12 protein-coding genes and 5 tRNA genes are annotated in these 17954 nt (G+C 39.1%); 5 read left to right on the top strand and 12 right to left on the bottom strand.

Features of this window, described 5'->3' with window-relative positions; genetic code table 11:
* Window positions 1–129: 129 nt before the first annotated feature.
* From ACJZU6_RS01980 to ACJZU6_RS01970, 3 genes are all read left to right on the top strand, one after another.
* Window positions 130–969 carry a 23S rRNA (adenine(2030)-N(6))-methyltransferase RlmJ gene (locus tag ACJZU6_RS01980; protein WP_080159276.1) on the top strand — a complete coding sequence of 280 codons (840 nt, stop codon included), beginning with the start codon at window positions 130–132 and terminating at the stop codon, window positions 967–969.
* Between the two features lie 196 nt (window positions 970–1165).
* On the top strand, window positions 1166–2521 hold the full coding sequence (gorA, locus tag ACJZU6_RS01975) for a glutathione-disulfide reductase (protein WP_408900567.1): 1356 nt from the start codon (window positions 1166–1168) through the stop codon (window positions 2519–2521).
* Between the two features lie 273 nt (window positions 2522–2794).
* A complete protein-coding gene (locus ACJZU6_RS01970; RefSeq protein ID WP_408900566.1) occupies window positions 2795–4240 on the top strand; it encodes an EAL domain-containing protein in 1446 nt (481 codons plus the stop codon).
* A gap of 93 nt (window positions 4241–4333) precedes the next feature.
* On the opposite strand, the gene ACJZU6_RS01965 is transcribed toward ACJZU6_RS01970, so the two are convergent.
* Together ACJZU6_RS01965 and ACJZU6_RS01960 are read right to left on the bottom strand one after the other, a co-directional pair.
* A complete protein-coding gene (locus ACJZU6_RS01965) occupies window positions 4334–4924 on the bottom strand; it encodes a hypothetical protein (RefSeq protein WP_408900565.1) in 591 nt (196 codons plus the stop codon).
* Window positions 4925–5130: 206 nt separating this feature from the next.
* Window positions 5131–5523: a hypothetical protein gene (locus ACJZU6_RS01960; RefSeq protein WP_408900564.1), complete on the bottom strand. Its 393-nt coding sequence runs from the start codon at window positions 5521–5523 to the stop codon at window positions 5131–5133.
* A gap of 531 nt (window positions 5524–6054) precedes the next feature.
* Here ACJZU6_RS01960 and ACJZU6_RS01955 point away from each other — a divergent pair.
* On the top strand, window positions 6055–7419 hold the full coding sequence (locus ACJZU6_RS01955) for a YjiH family protein (protein WP_107277154.1): 1365 nt from the start codon (window positions 6055–6057) through the stop codon (window positions 7417–7419).
* A 78-nt stretch (window positions 7420–7497) separates the two neighbouring features.
* Here the strand turns inward: ACJZU6_RS01955 and ACJZU6_RS01950 are convergent, their stop codons facing one another.
* The 9 genes from ACJZU6_RS01950 to ACJZU6_RS01910 form a co-directional block, all read right to left on the bottom strand.
* Entirely contained in the window at window positions 7498–8439 is a 942-nt protein-coding gene (locus ACJZU6_RS01950) for an ABC transporter permease (protein ID WP_408900563.1), read from the bottom strand.
* A 3-nt stretch (window positions 8440–8442) separates the two neighbouring features.
* Window positions 8443–9420 carry an ABC transporter permease gene (locus ACJZU6_RS01945; RefSeq protein WP_080159284.1) on the bottom strand — a complete coding sequence of 326 codons (978 nt, stop codon included), beginning with the start codon at window positions 9418–9420 and terminating at the stop codon, window positions 8443–8445.
* A gap of 91 nt (window positions 9421–9511) precedes the next feature.
* On the bottom strand, window positions 9512–11071 hold the full coding sequence (locus ACJZU6_RS01940) for an ABC transporter substrate-binding protein (RefSeq protein ID WP_408900562.1): 1560 nt from the start codon (window positions 11069–11071) through the stop codon (window positions 9512–9514).
* A 68-nt stretch (window positions 11072–11139) separates the two neighbouring features.
* Entirely contained in the window at window positions 11140–12858 is a 1719-nt protein-coding gene (locus tag ACJZU6_RS01935; RefSeq protein WP_408900561.1) for a dipeptide ABC transporter ATP-binding protein, read from the bottom strand.
* 1629 nt (window positions 12859–14487) lie between these two features.
* Window positions 14488–14564 (bottom strand) — tRNA-Pro (locus ACJZU6_RS01930).
* A gap of 52 nt (window positions 14565–14616) precedes the next feature.
* Window positions 14617–14692, bottom strand: a tRNA-His gene (locus ACJZU6_RS01925).
* 9 nt (window positions 14693–14701) lie between these two features.
* A tRNA-Pro gene (locus ACJZU6_RS01920) sits at window positions 14702–14778 on the bottom strand.
* A gap of 161 nt (window positions 14779–14939) precedes the next feature.
* Window positions 14940–15015 (bottom strand) — tRNA-His (locus ACJZU6_RS01915).
* A gap of 36 nt (window positions 15016–15051) precedes the next feature.
* A tRNA-Arg gene (locus ACJZU6_RS01910) sits at window positions 15052–15128 on the bottom strand.
* 270 nt (window positions 15129–15398) lie between these two features.
* On the opposite strand from ACJZU6_RS01910, the gene ACJZU6_RS01905 reads away from it, so the two are divergent.
* Window positions 15399–15809: a c-type cytochrome gene (locus ACJZU6_RS01905; protein WP_408900560.1), complete on the top strand. Its 411-nt coding sequence runs from the start codon at window positions 15399–15401 to the stop codon at window positions 15807–15809.
* A 124-nt stretch (window positions 15810–15933) separates the two neighbouring features.
* On the opposite strand, the gene rep is transcribed toward ACJZU6_RS01905, so the two are convergent.
* Window positions 15934–17949, bottom strand: coding sequence for a DNA helicase Rep (gene rep, locus ACJZU6_RS01900; RefSeq protein WP_408900559.1), 2016 nt, complete (start codon window positions 17947–17949; stop codon window positions 15934–15936).
* Window positions 17950–17954: the final 5 nt, after the last annotated feature.

Raw genomic sequence — 17954 nt, 5'->3', positions numbered from 1 at the left:
AATGCAGAAATAGCGCATTTCCTTAATTTAGATAGTAGCAAAGGTTGGCACCATGGTTGGATATTGCTGAATAATTGACGATAATAGTCACTAGCATCCCTGCTTTAGATACCGATAGAGACTAATTTCATGCTGAGTTATCGCCACAGCTTTCACGCTGGCAACCACGCAGATGTGGTTAAACACATTGTTCAAAGCTTAATTCTGGATGCACTCAAGCAGAAAGATAAACCGTTCGTGTATCACGATACTCACTCAGGTGTTGGTCGCTATGATCTTCAAGATGAGCGCAGCGAAAAAACCGGTGAGTTTAAGCAAGGTATCGCTCGAATTTGGTCACGCAATGATATTCCTACTGAAATTGGCGCCTATATTGATGCCATTAAAGCCATTAATGACACTGACGAATTACGTTATTACCCTGGTTCCCCCAAAGTTGCTCGCGCTCAAATTCGCGACCAAGACCGCATGGTATTAACCGAGTTACACCCAAGCGATTTCCCATTATTGTTACAAGAATTTCGCGGTGATCGTCGCGTTAAAATGTATCAAGAAGATGCTTTTGCTCGTCTAAAAGCGAGTTTACCGCCTAAAGAACGTCGCGGGGTGGTGTTGATTGATCCCCCTTATGAGCTCAAGCATGAATACCAAGATGTGGTGAAAGCGATCAAACACAGCCACCAACGTTGGGCAACAGGCACCTATGCTATTTGGTACCCTGTGGTTTACCGTGAAACTATTGATCGCATGATTAATGGTTTGAAAGACTTAAATATTCGTAATATTCTTCAAATTGAGCTGGGTGTAGAACCTGACACAGAAGAACGCGGAATGACAGCTTCAGGCATGATTGTGATTAACCCGCCATGGAAATTAGCCAGTCAAATGGAGCAAATACTGCCATGGTTACAACAAGCCATTGCACCCAATCATGGTCATCATAAAATCGAATGGATCGTGCCTGAGTAAATTACACTGATAATACTTTGCCTAAAAAACAGCTGCATTGCGGTGTAGCTGTTACATTCCCCACGTGACAATCATCATTTTCGATGGTAAAACATTATATTAATCGATTTTTCCGATTTTAAATCCTCGTCACTCAGCCCAATCTTGATTACACTAGGTGACAGTGAATATTCATAACATCTATTGGAGTAAAGTCATGGCGAAGCATTTTGATTACATCTGTATCGGTGGTGGTAGCGGCGGTATTGCATCAGCAAACCGCGCTGCAATGTATGGTGCTAAGGTTGCAATAATTGAAGCAAAAGCCCTTGGTGGCACCTGCGTTAACGTCGGTTGTGTACCCAAAAAAGTAATGTGGCACGGCGCTCAAATCGCTGAAGCGATCCACCTTTACGCTAAAGACTATGGCTTTAATGTTGATGTGAAAGATTTCAACTGGGCTAAACTGGTTGAAAACCGCGAAGCTTACATCAGCCGCATTCATACTTCATATGACAATGTACTTGGTAATAATAACGTTGAAGTCATCAATGGCTTTGCGACCTTTGTTGATGCTAAAACTATTGCTGTTAACGGTGAACATTACACTGCCGATCATATTTTAATTGCGGTCGGTGGTGAACCAACAATTCCTAATGTACTTGGCGCAGAACACGGTATTGACTCAAACGGTTTCTTTGAACTAACAGCACAACCAAAACGTACTGCAATTGTAGGTGCGGGTTATATCGCAGTTGAGATCGCGGGCGTATTAAGTGCACTCGGCACAGATACCCATCTGTTCGTTCGTAAAGAATCACCACTACGTAGCTTTGATCCAATGATTGTTGATACTTTAGTGGAAGTAATGGCAGCTGAAGGTCCAACCCTTCACACCCATTCAATTCCTAAAGAAGTGGTAAAAGAGGCCGATGGTTCTATCACACTTCATTTTGAAGACGGTAAATCACATAACACCGATTTACTGATTTGGGCGATTGGTCGTCACCCAACCACAGACAAAATCAACCTTCAAGCTGCCGGTGTTGAAACCAACGCTCGTGGTTACATCAAAGTTGATCAATACCAACAAACCAATATTGACGGTATTTACTGTGTTGGCGACATCATGGAAGGCGGTATCGAACTAACCCCAATTGCTGTTAAAGCAGGTCGTCAATTATCTGAGCGTTTGTTTAATAACAAGCCAGAAGCCAAGATGGACTACAAACTGGTACCAACAGTGGTATTTAGCCACCCACCAATTGGTACTATTGGTCTAACAACTCAAGAAGCAATTGATCAATACGGTGAAGACAACGTCAAAGTCTACCAATCAGGCTTTACTGCAATGTACACCGCGGTCACAACCCACCGTCAGCCATGTAAAATGAAATTAGTGTGTGCGGGTGATGATGAAAAAGTTGTTGGCCTACATGGTATTGGTTATACCGTTGATGAAATGATTCAAGGCTTTGGTGTTGCAATTAAGATGGGCGCAACTAAAGCTGATTTCGATAGTGTTGTTGCTATCCACCCAACAGGTTCGGAAGAATTTGTTACCATGAGATAGTCAGATCTCTGACAGTATTAAAAAGGTCGAATTATCGGCCTTTTTATTTTTTACTCATAATACAATTATGCTTATGTTAACTAAAATAAGCATAACAATTAATTTTATAGCATCACCATATTCTTTTTTAATTATTATTCGTCCTTAAAAAGGTCACACCGTTTAAAATATAATTAATTTATTGTTATTTAAAATTATTGATACATATAATGCATACACCCAACAACAGATGGCACTAATAAGCATCACGATGCATTACATAAAAAGATAACAATGAAAAAAATATATTCCTTTTTTATAATTATATTACTAAGCGCTTTATTATCATTATTAATTAGCCATATAACAATTAGATATATAGAACGGAAACAAATAAATAACATCATACAACTATTAGATAACGTTATCTATAAGCCTCAATTGCACATTGAACATGAAAGTAACTTAGAGTTAAATAGCAAAGAACAAAACCAACGTTTTCTAGAAGAAATTGAAATAAAATATCCAGAGATAATGGATATTGCCTACATTTATAATGACAAATATCATTATAATAATAGTGGCATTAATAACCCAGTTCCTGAATATATAAAAAAAATGATCCATAATAATGTTGGGGTTAAGTTATTTGATGACCCTTATAATAAAACCAAAACTAATTATATTTTTAAGTTTGGTTCTGGGTATTATATAATAAACTTCTATTCTAAATTATTAAAAAATTTAAGCCATAATATATTAACTAATTTTTTAGTTATTGACTCAAACTCAATAATACCTAACGGACTTTTATATTATAGTTTGACACATAATGCCAAACATCTACACTCTATTATTATTAGTGGCTTAACCATTAAAAAACTATTAATGGTTTTATCTTTCAATTTCATTATATCTTTATTATTAGTAAATATTATATCATCCCTATTATTATCATATTTTGATAGTAACAAAGTGTTATATCGAAGACTAAAAAAAGCAGCTAACAACAGTGAATTTATACCTTACTTTCAATCTATCTATTCAACCAAGCAACAAAAATTCGTTTCAGCTGAAATCCTATGCCGTTGGAATTATAATGGCATAATTGTTCCGCCCGCTGAGTTCATCACTAATTTAGAAAAAACCAATGATATAAAGAACATTACGTTAAATTTAATAAGAGAAGCATTTAACACACTAAATAAAGCCAATATAAATAAAGATTTCATGCTAAGCTTTAATTTTACTGTATCAATGCTTCTTGATGACAAATTTATGCAAAAAGTTATTACTTTAATTAAAAAGAACCCAAATATAAAAAATAAAATAATAATAGAACTAACAGAAAGCGAAAATAGTTTTATTTATTTGGATGAAATTAATATTGTAATGAAAAAATTAAAAAAAGAATCCATATTATTATCAATTGATGACGTTGGCACTGGATATTCAAATTTACTTACCATTCAAGAATTACCTTTTGACATAATGAAAATAGACAAATATTTCATTTCAGATAAATTTGCAGTATCAAAAAGTAATATGCTTGAGACACTAGCAACATTAGGTAATTCGTTGAATCTTACTATCGTTGCTGAAGGTATTGAAACAGAATCAGAATTAAATAAAATAAAAAAATTCAATATTCACTTATGCCAAGGATTTTATTTTTCTACTCCATGTGATTCAAAAACATTTATATCAAGAACAAAGTCTGAGCCACATTTATACCAATAGTGAGATTGTATTAAATTAACCTTTTCAAAAAACACCTTTTTATAAAAACACCGCTCAAAAGCGGTGTTTTTTATCTATACTAAGAATTGCATCTTAATGATGATGATGTCCATCATTATGGCTATGACCACAACTATAGCTTGGTGCGATAACAGTTTGAATAGGGGTTAAGGTGATTTGTTGTAGTAATTCTTCTGTGCTAACCGTATTCAATAAATGCATATTTTCAGCATTGACAGCCATTGGATCTTCAATCTCACGTTGAATGCTCATCACTTCAATTATTTGTTGAGTAACCGCTTCAGGTAATAATAATTCACGGATCACTTTAAGCTCATTATTACTAGTATCTAACGCCATCATCGATAAGGCTAATGTTGATGTGGTTGGCTGTTGAAAATATTCATTTGGAATCGCTGCAGCATTAAATTGAATATCAAACGCAAGTTCAGCCAACTTAAATACCACCAAGCAACCACCATTTTCAGTTTTCATTAAACCAAATTCTGCGGTCGCTTCTGCCATCATTTGTTGCTCTTCAGCTGTAATGCCAGTTAAACCAATAAAAACGATATTACTCATATCATTACGGAACATCTCAATTACTGCGCCATCACCAGCAACAAACGGGTGTTCATCAATGATCTGACCTACATGAAATTGCTGATTTGAATGTGCTGCCATGGTGTACCTCATCGTTATTTTAGCTCAATCATTTCAGTCTATACGAAATTAACAAGCCGTTATAATATGATCTTATTTTAACCATTACCTTCTGATTAACAATACTATGAAAATCAAAAACACTGTTACCAAATAGTAATGGTTAAACATCGATGTCCATCTAAACAACCCCTAACAACATATCAGGGGTTAAATTTATACTGTTTTTATTGTGCCGGAGCAAAATCAGCTGCTGCAGGACGATGTGCAGTATAAATAGCTTCACCGTCACTTTCAGCATCAAAGATAACCGTAACATCAGGACTAAATAAAATAACATCGCCAACTTCAGCAACATATTTAGTGCCGGCTTCATCACGAACCACAATCTTACCTTTGGTGATCACCTTGTACTCAACAGAATCGTAAAAGTATTCAAATTCAACCCCTGGAGACATGGTGAAATGACCCATCGTTAATGCGTTGCTGTTCGTGGTTACAGCAACCTCTGCCATATCACTTTTTAAGCCTTCAACTTCAAGTAACTTACTGAGATCATTTAATTTAAAAGAGCCTGATTTAATCAGTGTAATACCGGGCTTCGTTGTTAATGTTGTCATGGGTAGTGCCTTATTTTTATAGTAAGACCAAAGTCAATGCAGTGATCTTATTGAGTACAGGTAGTCGATTTATTATTGGATTTGAGTGTCACAAAAATGAATGGCGTCGAATCTGAAATTATTAGCTAAATTCAACCGACTATTTATTTAACTGAGCATCATCTTTAGTAATGCTTTCTGATGGAATGAAGTCTAACTGAACACTTAAAATCAACAATAGCTTAAAAATATAAAGACTATTACTACATGGTAACAATTAACTTAAAATTACATTCAAATGTGACAAATAAATCTTTTGTAGATAGTAAACCTGTATTACATACATAACGTCTTAAAATTGCCACCTCGAATAAAAAACCCAAATAATCGCATAAATAACCAATTTTTTAGTTGCTGACTATTCCATCTATTAAATAAAAACGGTAATCTTCGAATTCTTATTTATGGGATAACAATGAATAGTTATTCTCACAAGACCTCGGGGATACCCCCATTAATTCGGCCGTTTCTACCAGTAGGTTATAGACAAATATGCATCAACAAGCAGTAGCACCACCTAAAAGTATCAATAATTGGTTAATGTTTATCATTCCATCATTAATTGGCGTGTTTTTATTTATGGCACCGATCAACTTTGATGGTGACATTACGATCCCAATCGCCGTATTAGCCAAAACTATTCAAAGCCATTTTGAAAATTCACTGACATCGATTGTGACAGGCGTGATCAGTTTTACTGCCATCATGTCTATTATTACCAAGCTCTTTAAGCCTGGATTTGTCATTCGCAACAGCTTCATCAATGGCTTATTGAACCCGTCTTTAATGTGGTTTATCGTGCAACAGCTTGGCGCTATCTTTGCAGTAATGACTTACTTTAATATTGGCCCGGTGATGTTTCGTAACGATGCCACTGGTGGCTTAGTACTCAATAATTTACTGCCCGTATTATTTTCAGTGTTTATTTTTGCTGGTTTACTGCTACCGCTACTGCTTAATTTTGGCTTATTAGAATTCTTTGGCACTCTATTTACCCGTATCATGCGCCCTATTTTTGGCCTGCCGGGACGTTCATCAGTTAACTGTATTGCTTCGTGGTTAGGTGATGGTTCTGTTGGCGTATTACTGACCAGCAAGCAATATGAATCAGGTATGTACACTCAGCGTGAAGCTGCTGTTATTGGTACTACATTCTCAGCGGTATCCATCACTTTCAGCTTAGTTGTTATCGCTCAAGTTAATTTAGAACATATGTTTGCCCCGTTCTACTTAACCGTATGTTTGGCTGGACTAGTGGCTGCTATTATTGTGCCGCGCTTACCACCATTATCACGTAAGAAAAATGTCTATATTAATGGCACCACTGAATCATCACATGATGAAACCGTACCTGAAGGTCATAACATTTTCTCTTATGGGATTGAGCAAGCACTAAAAAAAGCCGCGGAAGTAAAAAGCTTACCTGCAATTGTTGTTGATGGACTTAAAAACGCCGTTGATATGGTATTTGGTGTACTGCCTGTTGTTATGGCAATAGGTACGATGGCGTTAGTGATCGCTGAAAATACCCCTATTTTTGATTACCTCGGCATGCCATTTATTCCATTCCTTGAATTGCTGCATATTCCAGAAGCAGAAGCGGCATCAAAAACCATCGTGGTCGGGTTTGCCGATATGTTCTTGCCATCAATTTTGGCATCAACCATTCAAAGTGATATGACTCGATTTATCATTGCTGCGATGTCAGTTACTCAGCTAATTTACATGTCTGAAATTGGCGCGCTATTAATTGGCAGTAAAGTACCGGTTAAAGCATGGGAGTTATTTGTGATCTTTATTCTACGTACTTTAGTCACTCTGCCAGTAATTGCGCTAATGGCACATTTGATTTTCTAAATAACACTCTTAATTAATAACAAAAAGGCGACCACTCGGTCGCCTTTCTTCATTTACTCTCAAAATAGAAAATCTAATCTAACCTTTATAAATCTTAGGGTTAAACACATCCCGTAGCCAATCACCCAGCAAGTTAATCACTAACACTAAGGTTATTAATACGACCCCAGGGAAGGCGGTGATCCACCATGAGCCCGAGAAAATATAGTTAAAGCCGATGCTGATCAGTGAGCCTAACGATGGCTGATCCACCGGTAAACCTAAGCCTAAAAATGATAGCGCCGCTTCCGACATAATAGCGTTAGCAACCTGTACCGTTGAAATTACTAAAATCGGCGATAAACAATTAGGCAAAATATGACGGAACATGATCCGTGGTGCTCGAAAGCCCATCACCTTAGCAGCTTCAACATACTCTTTTCTTTTCTCTGCCAAAACAGAGGCGCGTACCGTTCGTGCATACTGTGGCCATTCCGCAAAACCGATAATCACCACTAACATAATCACCGCATATTGGGCGTATGTTTCAGCCCCTAATGCAGTACGAAAAATAGCAGATACAATAATCGCCACCATCATGGTGGAAAACGATAATTGCACATCAGCAACACGCATTAATAAACTATCAATTCGTCCACCAAAATAACCTGCGGTTAAACCAATAATCACCCCCAGCACGAGCTGTAACGCTACTGCTAATAAGCCGATCGTCAGTGATAAGCGCATACCATATAAAATAGTCGAATAAATATCACGACCTTGATTATCAGTACCAAGGCTAAAATTAGCATCACCATCTGCCATCCATGCAGGTGGTAATTCAGAATCCATAATATCGATGGTTGATAAATCATAAGGATTTGTCGGTGCAATAAACGGCGCAAATAAAGCCGCGGTAGCAAAGCTTATAAATATGGCAAAACACACCATCGCCACTTTGTCTTTAAGAAAATAATACACAATATCGGAATTTTTAAAACGCTGCCAACGAGTTGGTGCAACGGTGCTAATACTCTCCATGACTTACGCTCCCTTGCCCGTCAAATCTACTGTTGGGTTAACCAACCCATAAAGCAGGTCAACAATGGTATTGGTGACCACAAAAATGAGTCCTACAAAAATCACATACGCGGTAATAAGTGGAGTATCGACTCGATTAATAGCATCTAAAAATAACAACCCAGTTCCTGGCCACTGAAATACACTTTCAGTCAAAATGGTGTAAGCGATCATGGTGCCAATTTGTACACCACCCACGGTTAATACCGGCAACATAGTATTTTTAAGCGCATGTTGGTAGTAAACCTTATTCATCGGCAATCCCTTTGCCTTAGCAAACTTGATGTACTCTGAACTTAATACTTCCAACATTTCAGAACGCACTAAGCGAATAAACAACGGCAACATAATCGAGGCTAACGCCACACATGGCAGCACTAAATGTTTTAAGCCATCAATAGTAAAGAAACCAGATTCCCAACCCAAATAATTCGCCGTTTCACCACGCCCAAATGAGGGTAACCAACCTAATTCAATTGAGAATACATACATCAACATAATTGCCGTTAAAAACACCGGAATAGAAATACCAATGCTACTAAATGCCATAACAGCTTTAGTAAATACACTACGTGGATGAATTGCGGAATACACACCAAGTGGAATCGAAACTAAAATAATGATCACCGTCGCGCCAAATACGAGTTCAAAAGTTGCGACTAATTTATCTAAAATCACCTCAATCGCAGGGCGCTTAAAAGTATATGAAGTACCTAAATCACCTTGAACGGCATTCCCCAGAAAGCGACTATATTTAGTAACAAACGGATCGTTAAGCCCTAAATCATCACGTAATTGTTGCCGTTCAGCTTCTGATACCGACTGCCCGACGAGCTCTCGTAACGGATCGCCAAGGTTATCCTGAATGGCAAATGCCACCAGACTGATCACAAACATCACTATCAGTGCCTGAAACAGGCGTTTGACCAGAAACGAAAACATTCCCTGCCCCTTTTAATTTCATCCTGAAAAAAATGCCGAAGCAAACCCGCCTCGGCACTCATGCTTAGCTTTATTTACTGCTCATTAATTATTATTTTTCATCGACGACAAGGTCACCAAAATATGGCATTTCCATTGAGTTAACGATCGCACCTGCATGAACATTATTACGTGCTCCCCAAGCGGTACTCTGCCAATGCAGTGGTACAAATGCCGCATCGTTATAAAGCGTAACCTCAATTTGTTTAAGCATCGCAATTCGCTTAGCAGGATCGGTTTCTACATTGGCTGCTGTCACTAACTTATCCACTTCAGGATTAGAATAAAAACCACAGTTATATTGGCCTTGCCCCGTTTTTTCATTACGAGTCATGGTTAAAAATTCAGTCAAGTTAGCGGAGTCTTCAGTGTCAGCATGCCAGCCAATCATCATCATATCGGCAGCACATTTATCAAACTCTGGCCAATATTGCGCTTTAGGTAACGTTTTTAAATCTACCTTAATACCAATTTTGGCTAACATTGCTGCCGCTGCTTGCGCAATTTTTGCATCATTAACATAACGGTTATTCGGTGCCAACATAGTGAGTGTAAAGCCGTTTTCATATCCCGCTTGTTTCATTAATTGCTTGGCTTTTTTAACATCATAACGAGGCACTAACTCGCTATCATGACCTTGGTAACCCGCAGGACTTTGTTGCCCTGCTGCGGTCGCAAACCCTTTCATGATCTTTTTAACAATGCCTTCATTATTAATCGCATGCACAATCGCTTGACGAACACGAACATCTTTTAGTGCTTCGTTACTGGTCTGATTCATTTGAAATGAAATCAAACGGGTGCCAGGAAGTGTCACTAAATCAACCCCCTCAGCACTTTTAAGACGCTTATGATCATTAGGTGCAACATGATCAATCATATCGACCCCACCAGAAAGCAATGCGGCAACACGGGTAGCATCTTCTTTAATAGGTAACAATGAAATAGTGTCAACATTGCCTTTTGAGGCCGTATCCCAATAGCCCGCAAAACGAGTAAATTCAACTTTTACCCCTTGCTCACGATCACTAACAATAAATGGACCCGTGCCCGACATATGGGTTGAAGCAAATGAATTACCGTGTTTAGCCACTTCCGCTTTATCTTTACCGTCTGCGGTCTTACCGCTATAAAACTTACTGTCCATTGGGAAAATGTAGGTTGCAGTTTGAAGTACCAATGGATAAGCGCCTTTAGAGATAATATCGACGGTATAGTCATCGACTTTTTTCATCTCAGAGTAAGGTTCAAAAATAGCTTTAAAATCAGGTGAGGCTTGCAGGCGATTAAAGGTCCAAATCACATCATCTGCGGTAAGTGAATTACCTGAGTGAAATTTTACCCCTTGGCGTAAGGTGAATCGAAACGTATTAGCATCAATACGTTGCCAACTTTGTGCTAGACGAGGTTCAAAATCCATTTTCTGAGTAAAACGAACCAAAGGATCAAACACCATGTGTGACAACTGTAATGTGCCGCCAGACAGTTGCTCATGAGGATCAAGTGAGACCGGATCTGATGCGTAACCGAGCTTTAGATCTGCGGCTGTCACACTAAAACTTAACCCTGCTGCAATCAATGCTAGCGCTAATTTATTCTTGATGGTTTTCATTGCATAACTCCTTTATGCCCAAGCGCCGTCGCTCAGTATTTATTTTATTTATCTCTCATAACAACAAATTAAGCGCGTTGCTGAGGTTTGATTTCTAGTCCTTTAAACTCAGGCATTAATGAAATCAAATGCTGACTATATTGATGTTGTGGTGCAGTAAATAATTGTTCTGTTGGTGCAACTTCTAATAAGGTTCCTTGTTGCATCACGCCAATACGATCACACATTTGACGGATCACGGGTAAATCGTGACTGATAAATAACATCGTCAAATTAAGCTCATCTTGAAGATCTTTTAAGAGGTTTAGAATTTGTGCTTGTACTGAAACATCCAGTGCTGATGTTGGTTCATCACAAATTAATAATCGAGGTCGAGTAGCTAGGGCGCGTGCAATTGAGATCCGCTGCCGCTGACCACCGGAAAATTCATGGGGATATTTAATGCCAGCAGCTCGGCCAAGGCCAACATAATCTAAAAGATCATTCACAATTTGTCGTGTTTGCAATTCATTTTTAGTTAACTTATGGAATCGAATTGGCTCTGCAATAATGTCAAAAATACGCATTCTAGGATTCATTGATGTATAAGGGTTTTGGAATACCATTTGCATTTGACGACGCAGAGGACGACGTTCAGATTCACTTTTTAATGCCGTAAGATCAATACCTTCAAACCGTACCGTGCCACTATTTGGTGGGTATAAACCGGCAATAACACGCGCAATAGTGGATTTACCCGAACCAGACTCTCCCACTAAACCAAAGGTCTCACCTTCTGCAATATGAAAGCTGACATCATTATTGGCTTGCACATATTCACGTCGGCTTTCAAATAATGAATCTTTAGTAATAAAGCGTAAGTTAACATTTTCAACCTCAAGCAACGCGCCTTGATAGGTGCGTTGATCTTGGCTTTGCCCGAGCCAGTGCTGTTTAACATCCAGCGTCGGCGTCTGCTTAACATCTTCGATATACGTCACTAGCGGAAACCGCTTCAACTTAATATCAGAACGCGGTACAGCTGAAATTAAACTTTGGGTATAAGGATGTTGTGGCCGCTGCAATACTTGTTCAGTGGTCCCCATTTCAACTAAGTCACCACGATACATAACAGCAACGCGATCGGTAACATTAGAAACCACTCCCATATCATGGGTCACCAACATACAGCCGACATTTTTCTGCACACATAAGTCACGAATCAAGGTTAATATTTGATCTTGAATTGATACATCAAGTGCAGTGGTCGGCTCATCAGCAATAATTAAGTCGGGTTCACCGGCTAACGCGATAGCAATCACGACGCGCTGTCGCATACCACCAGAAAATTGATGAGGATATTGCTTAATTCGCAGCTGAGGCTCAGGAATACCTACCTGTTCCATCAACACTAAAGCTCGCTTGAGTGCATCAGATTGTGACACTTTTAAATTAGTCACAATGGTTTCAGTTAATTGCTGCTCAACCGTGAATAAAGGATTTAATGAGGTCATTGGATCTTGAAATATAAAACCAATTTTTGATCCACGAACTTGGCGCATTTTATCCGCGCTTAAACCTGATATTTTAGTGCCATCTAAAAACACCTCACCGCTAGCAATTTGCCCGGGAGGGCTTAATAAATCAATAACAGCATTTCCCACCGTCGATTTACCCGCACCAGACTCACCAACAACACCCACAATTTCACCACGATCAATGGTGAATGACAGTGATTTCACCGCTGCATGTACGCCATATCGTGAGGGGTATTCTATACGGAGATTTTTTACTTCTAATAATGCCATTATCAGACTCCACTACTGGCAGCATCCTGCCTATCTGAATAATTGATTCCTTTCCATGCCAATACTATTGTCTGATTGCATGCCTTACTTCAATTTGTCAAAAATATTACAAAAAAGCAACAACACAAAGTAAAAAACTATCACCATTTATATATTTCGCATATTTACCCTATATGAACGCATATATAAACAATAGAGCACTAAACAATAAATTAACCACAACCCACTGAATAGCAACTAATATAGCTCTATCATCAACATAATAATCCAAACAATCATAACCATTAAAAAATACATTTATGAATAAATTTTCAAGAACAACAAAAAATTAAATTAACATTAATTAAACAAAGTATCGCTTTCATTAGAATAACTAGCGACAATAACCATTAAAAATACAAATATCAGTGGATATATCCATTACAACGAACGGTTGCAAAATTTACGCTACCCACCTACGTAGCATATTCGCACTGTTTTCTCATCATTTGATAAAATGGGCAGTACACAATTCAAATAGCTACTATTCAAATCCTGCTAACCTCACTGAGTTGTTGGTCATTTTGAGCTAATAAAAACACAAACATTCCGATTTTTTAATGATACTCAAATCCAATATCAGGAGCCCTCACCCTCTGACCAACTATTTTCTCAAAACTCAGAGATGCGCTACCAAATTGCATTCTTTACCATTTTCTACAGATGAAAAAAAACCTGAATCTTTCAATTCAGGTTTTCTTAATGGTGGTCGGTGAAGAGCTAGATTCTAATATCAGTGAACTCCCGACCCTCTGCATTTCTACACGAAAATCAGCAATACTTTTCTGCAGACGAAAAAAACTGTATCTTTCGATTCAGGTTTCTTAATGGTGGTCGGTGAAGAGCTAGGTTCTAATATCAGTGAACCCCCAACCCTCGGCATTTCTACACGAAAATCAGCAATACTTTTCTGCAGACGAAAAAAACTGTATCTTTCGATTCAGGTTTCTTAATGGTGGTCGGTGAAGAGCTAGATTCTAATATCAGTGAACCCCCGACCCTCTGCATTTCTACACGAAAATCAGCAATACTTTTCTACAGATGAAAAAAAACCTGAATCTTTCGATTCAGGTTTTCTTAATGGTGGTCGGTGAAGAGCTAGATTCTAATATCAGTGAACTCCCGCCCCTCTAGCTTTAAACCAATGATACAGATTTACTTTTCTACAGATGAAAAAAAACCTGAATCTTTCGATTTAGGTTTCTTAATGGTGGTCGGTGAAGAGCTAGGTTCTAATATCAGTGAACCCCCGACCCTCGGCATTTCTACACGAAAATCAGCAATACTTTTCTGCAGACGAAAAAAAACCTGAATCTTTCGATTCAGGTTTCTTAATGGTGGTCGGTGAAGAGCTAGATTCTAATATCAGTGAACCCCCGACCCTCTGCATTTCTACACGAAAATCAGCAATACTTTTCTGCAGACGAAAAAAAACCGTATCTTTCGATACGGTTTTCTTAATGGTGGTCGGTGAAGAGCTAGATTCTAATATTGGGAACCCCCGACCCTCTGCGTTTCGACACAAAAATTAACGATACTTTTCTACCGACGAAAAAAAACCTGAATCTTTCGATTCAGGTTTCTTAATGGTGGTCGGTGAAGAGGGATTCGAACCCCCGACCCTCTGGTCCCAAACCAGATGCGCTACCAAACTGCGCTATTCACCGACAATGTTTAGGCTTACAAGGCCAAGGTCTCTAATAAAAGATAACCTAAAAATGGGGTGGCTAACGAGGCTTGAACTCGCGACAACCGGAATCACAATCCGGGACTCTACCAACTGAGCTATAGCCACCATTGTAAGTGGTCGGTGAAGAGGGATTCGAACCCCCGACCCTCTGGTCCCAAACCAGATGCGCTACCAAACTGCGCTATTCACCGACTAAATCGTTACTAAGAAAACAAACCCTCTGGTCCGCTAATCCTAGAAGCCTGAGATACGCTATAAAACTACGTTATCACTGACTAAATTCTGTGTGCTTGTAAAACAAGCGGGCTTTAAAAAGCCAACATGCTGACTGGGTGATCAACACATTATAATATGGGGTGGCTAACGAGGCTTGAACTCGCGACAACCGGAATCACAATCCGGGACTCTACCAACTGAGCTATAGCCACCAATGTTTTTTTACCATTGCCAATACGACCGGATGATGGTGCGCCCGAAAGGATTCGAACCTTCGGCCTTTGGCTCCGGAGGCCAACGCTCTATCCAGCTGAGCTACGGGCGCCTTGCCCTATCGACGGAGGTGAATATTACGGATCAGAACGCAACTCGGCAAGTGTTTTTTTTTATTTTTCTTCCGCTCGCTGATTTTATCAGCAAATCGATGCTGATTCGTATCATGGTTAGCGCTAGATTAGACTTTATTACTGCTTATAGTTGCTATACTTACAAATGAGTAACATCTATATGTATCCACAATTGCACATAAAAAATAACACATCGTCATCATGAATGACCTTTCCTTAAATAACAGGACGTAGCAAAAGGTGAAAAAATGGATTTATCGTTACGACTATGGCTAATCGCTCTTTGTACTCTGCTCTTTTTCTCAACTACCACCATTGCTGCTGACATGTCAGTTTCAGCAATCAATGATCGAACCAAGCCTGTTGGCAATGTACACCTAGAAGGAACGGCTCCCGCAGTCGTTGTAACGACAACCCCCGCACGAACAGGCCAAGCAGTTTACGACCAATACTGTGCTTCTTGTCATAATTCAGGGTTGATGGGCGCACCGAAAAAAGGCAATGCTGATGATTGGGCGACTCGTGTAAGCCAAGGTGATGCCGTACTCGCTAAGCATGCTATTGAAGGTTTCAATGCCATGCCAGCAAAAGGTACCTGTATGGATTGTAGTGATGATGAAATTATTGCAGCCATCAACTATATGATTAAACCTAACTAAAACGACATCGCCTTATTCGGTTTTATCTAGTCAATGTATTAGAAAATAAAAGAGAAGGGAATCGCTCCCTCTCTCTTTTATATAAACAACCGGTATCCGGTATAAAGTAAGCCTGTATTAGAGGTTATTTCTTAAATAGATTTCGAATATTCGCAATGTGGGCTTGGCCTTTTTGCATGCGTTCTTCTGCCGTAACGGGTTTACGTTCACTTTCCCACTCTAAGTCATCTTGGGGTAACTCGTATAAGAAACGACTTGGCTCTGGTTTGATTAGTTCACCATACTGACGACGTTCTTTACATAACGTGAAAGTAAGTTCCCGCTGCGCACGCGTGATCCCAACATATGCCAATCGACGTTCTTCATCAACGTTGTCTTCATCAATACTGGTTTGATGTGGCAAAATACCTTCTTCAGTACCTATTAAGAACACATACGGAAATTCTAATCCTTTTGAAGCATGTAGCGTCATTAATTGCACTTGATCTGCGTCGTCATTATCTTCACCGCGCTCCATCATGTCGCGCAAAGTTAATCGCTGCACCACCTCTTTAAGGGTTTTGATCTCTTTATCATAGTTATCACCTTCTAAATCAGCGGTGATCCAACTGTATAAATCAGAGACGTTTTTCATGCGCATTTCTGCAGCTTTAGGACTGGCTGATGTTTCGTATAACCAATCTTCATAGTGAATATCACGCACTAATTGACGTACAGCAGCAATGGTATCGCCACGTTCTGCATTATCGGCTAACTGATTAACCCAATGCGTAAAACGTTGCAAAGCTTCTAAACCTCGTCCTGATAAATGTTGTTCTAATCCCATTTCAAAACTGGCTTCAAATAAACTTTTACCACGCATATTGGCGTATGTTCCCAGCTTCTCAAGCGTAACCGGACCAATTTCACGGCGAGGTGTATTCACTATTCGTAGAAAAGCATTATCGTCATCGGGGTTAGTTAGTACTCGCAAATATGCCATCATATCTTTAATTTCAACCCGCGAGAAAAACGATGTTCCACCAGAAATTTTATATGGTATACGGTTTTGCATCAGTGCTTTTTCAAATAACCGTGACTGATGATTACCGCGATATAAAATCGCATAATCTTTATAAGCGGTGTTATTCATAAATCGATGTGCGATCAATTCACCAACGACTTTTTCAGCTTCATGCTCTTCATTTTTAGCCGTGAGCACTTTCAGCATTGCCCCATCCGGGATCGCAGAAAAAAGTGCTTTTTCAAATAAGTGCGGATTATTTGCAATAAGAATATTGGCAGTTCGCAGAATACGACTGGTCGAACGGTAATTTTGCTCAAGCTTAACTACTTTCAGATTGGGAAAATCTTTATTAAGTAAGGCTAAATTTTCAGGCTGAGCGCCACGCCACGAATAGATAGACTGATCATCATCACCGACCACAGTAAATCGCGCTCGTTCGCCAACCAATAACTTCACAAATAGATATTGGCTGGTATTGGTATCTTGATACTCATCCACCAGCAAATAACGAATGCGATTTTGCCACCGCTGACGTACGTCTTGATTATCACGAAGCAACAACACTGGCATTAGAATTAAGTCATCAAAATCAAGGGCGTTATAGGCTTTCATTTGACGTTGATACATTTCATAGCAATGGGCAAACAATTGATCACGTTCAGATTGTGCGCGGCCAGCGGCATCAACTGGCGATAACATGTCATTTTTCCAATTAGAAATCGTTGACTGCAGTTGCTTTAATAAATCTTTATCGCCATCGAGCTCTTCTTCGGTCAATTCTTTCAATAATGCCATCTGATCCTGATCGTCAAACAATGAAAAATTGGCCTTTAAACCCAAATATTTACACTCACGACGCACAATATTAAGTCCCAAGGTATGGAAAGTTGACACCATCAACCCTTTGGACTCTTGACGACCTAATGTTTGACCAACACGTTCTTTCATTTCACGGGCGGCTTTATTGGTAAACGTTAACGCAGCGATATTCCGTGCTTTATAGTCACACTTCTGAACTAAGTAAGCGATTTTATTGGTAATAACACGTGTTTTGCCAGAGCCGGCACCAGCCAAGACTAAGCACGGCCCGGAAACGTATTTTACTGCTTCTGTTTGCCTTGGGTTCAGTTTCATTCGTT

Source organism: Photobacterium piscicola (assembly GCF_046058925.1).
Classification (GTDB): Bacteria; Pseudomonadota; Gammaproteobacteria; order Enterobacterales; family Vibrionaceae; genus Photobacterium; species Photobacterium piscicola.
Note: the sequence above shows the minus strand (reverse complement) of the source record. Positions and strands in the feature narration are given on the sequence as shown.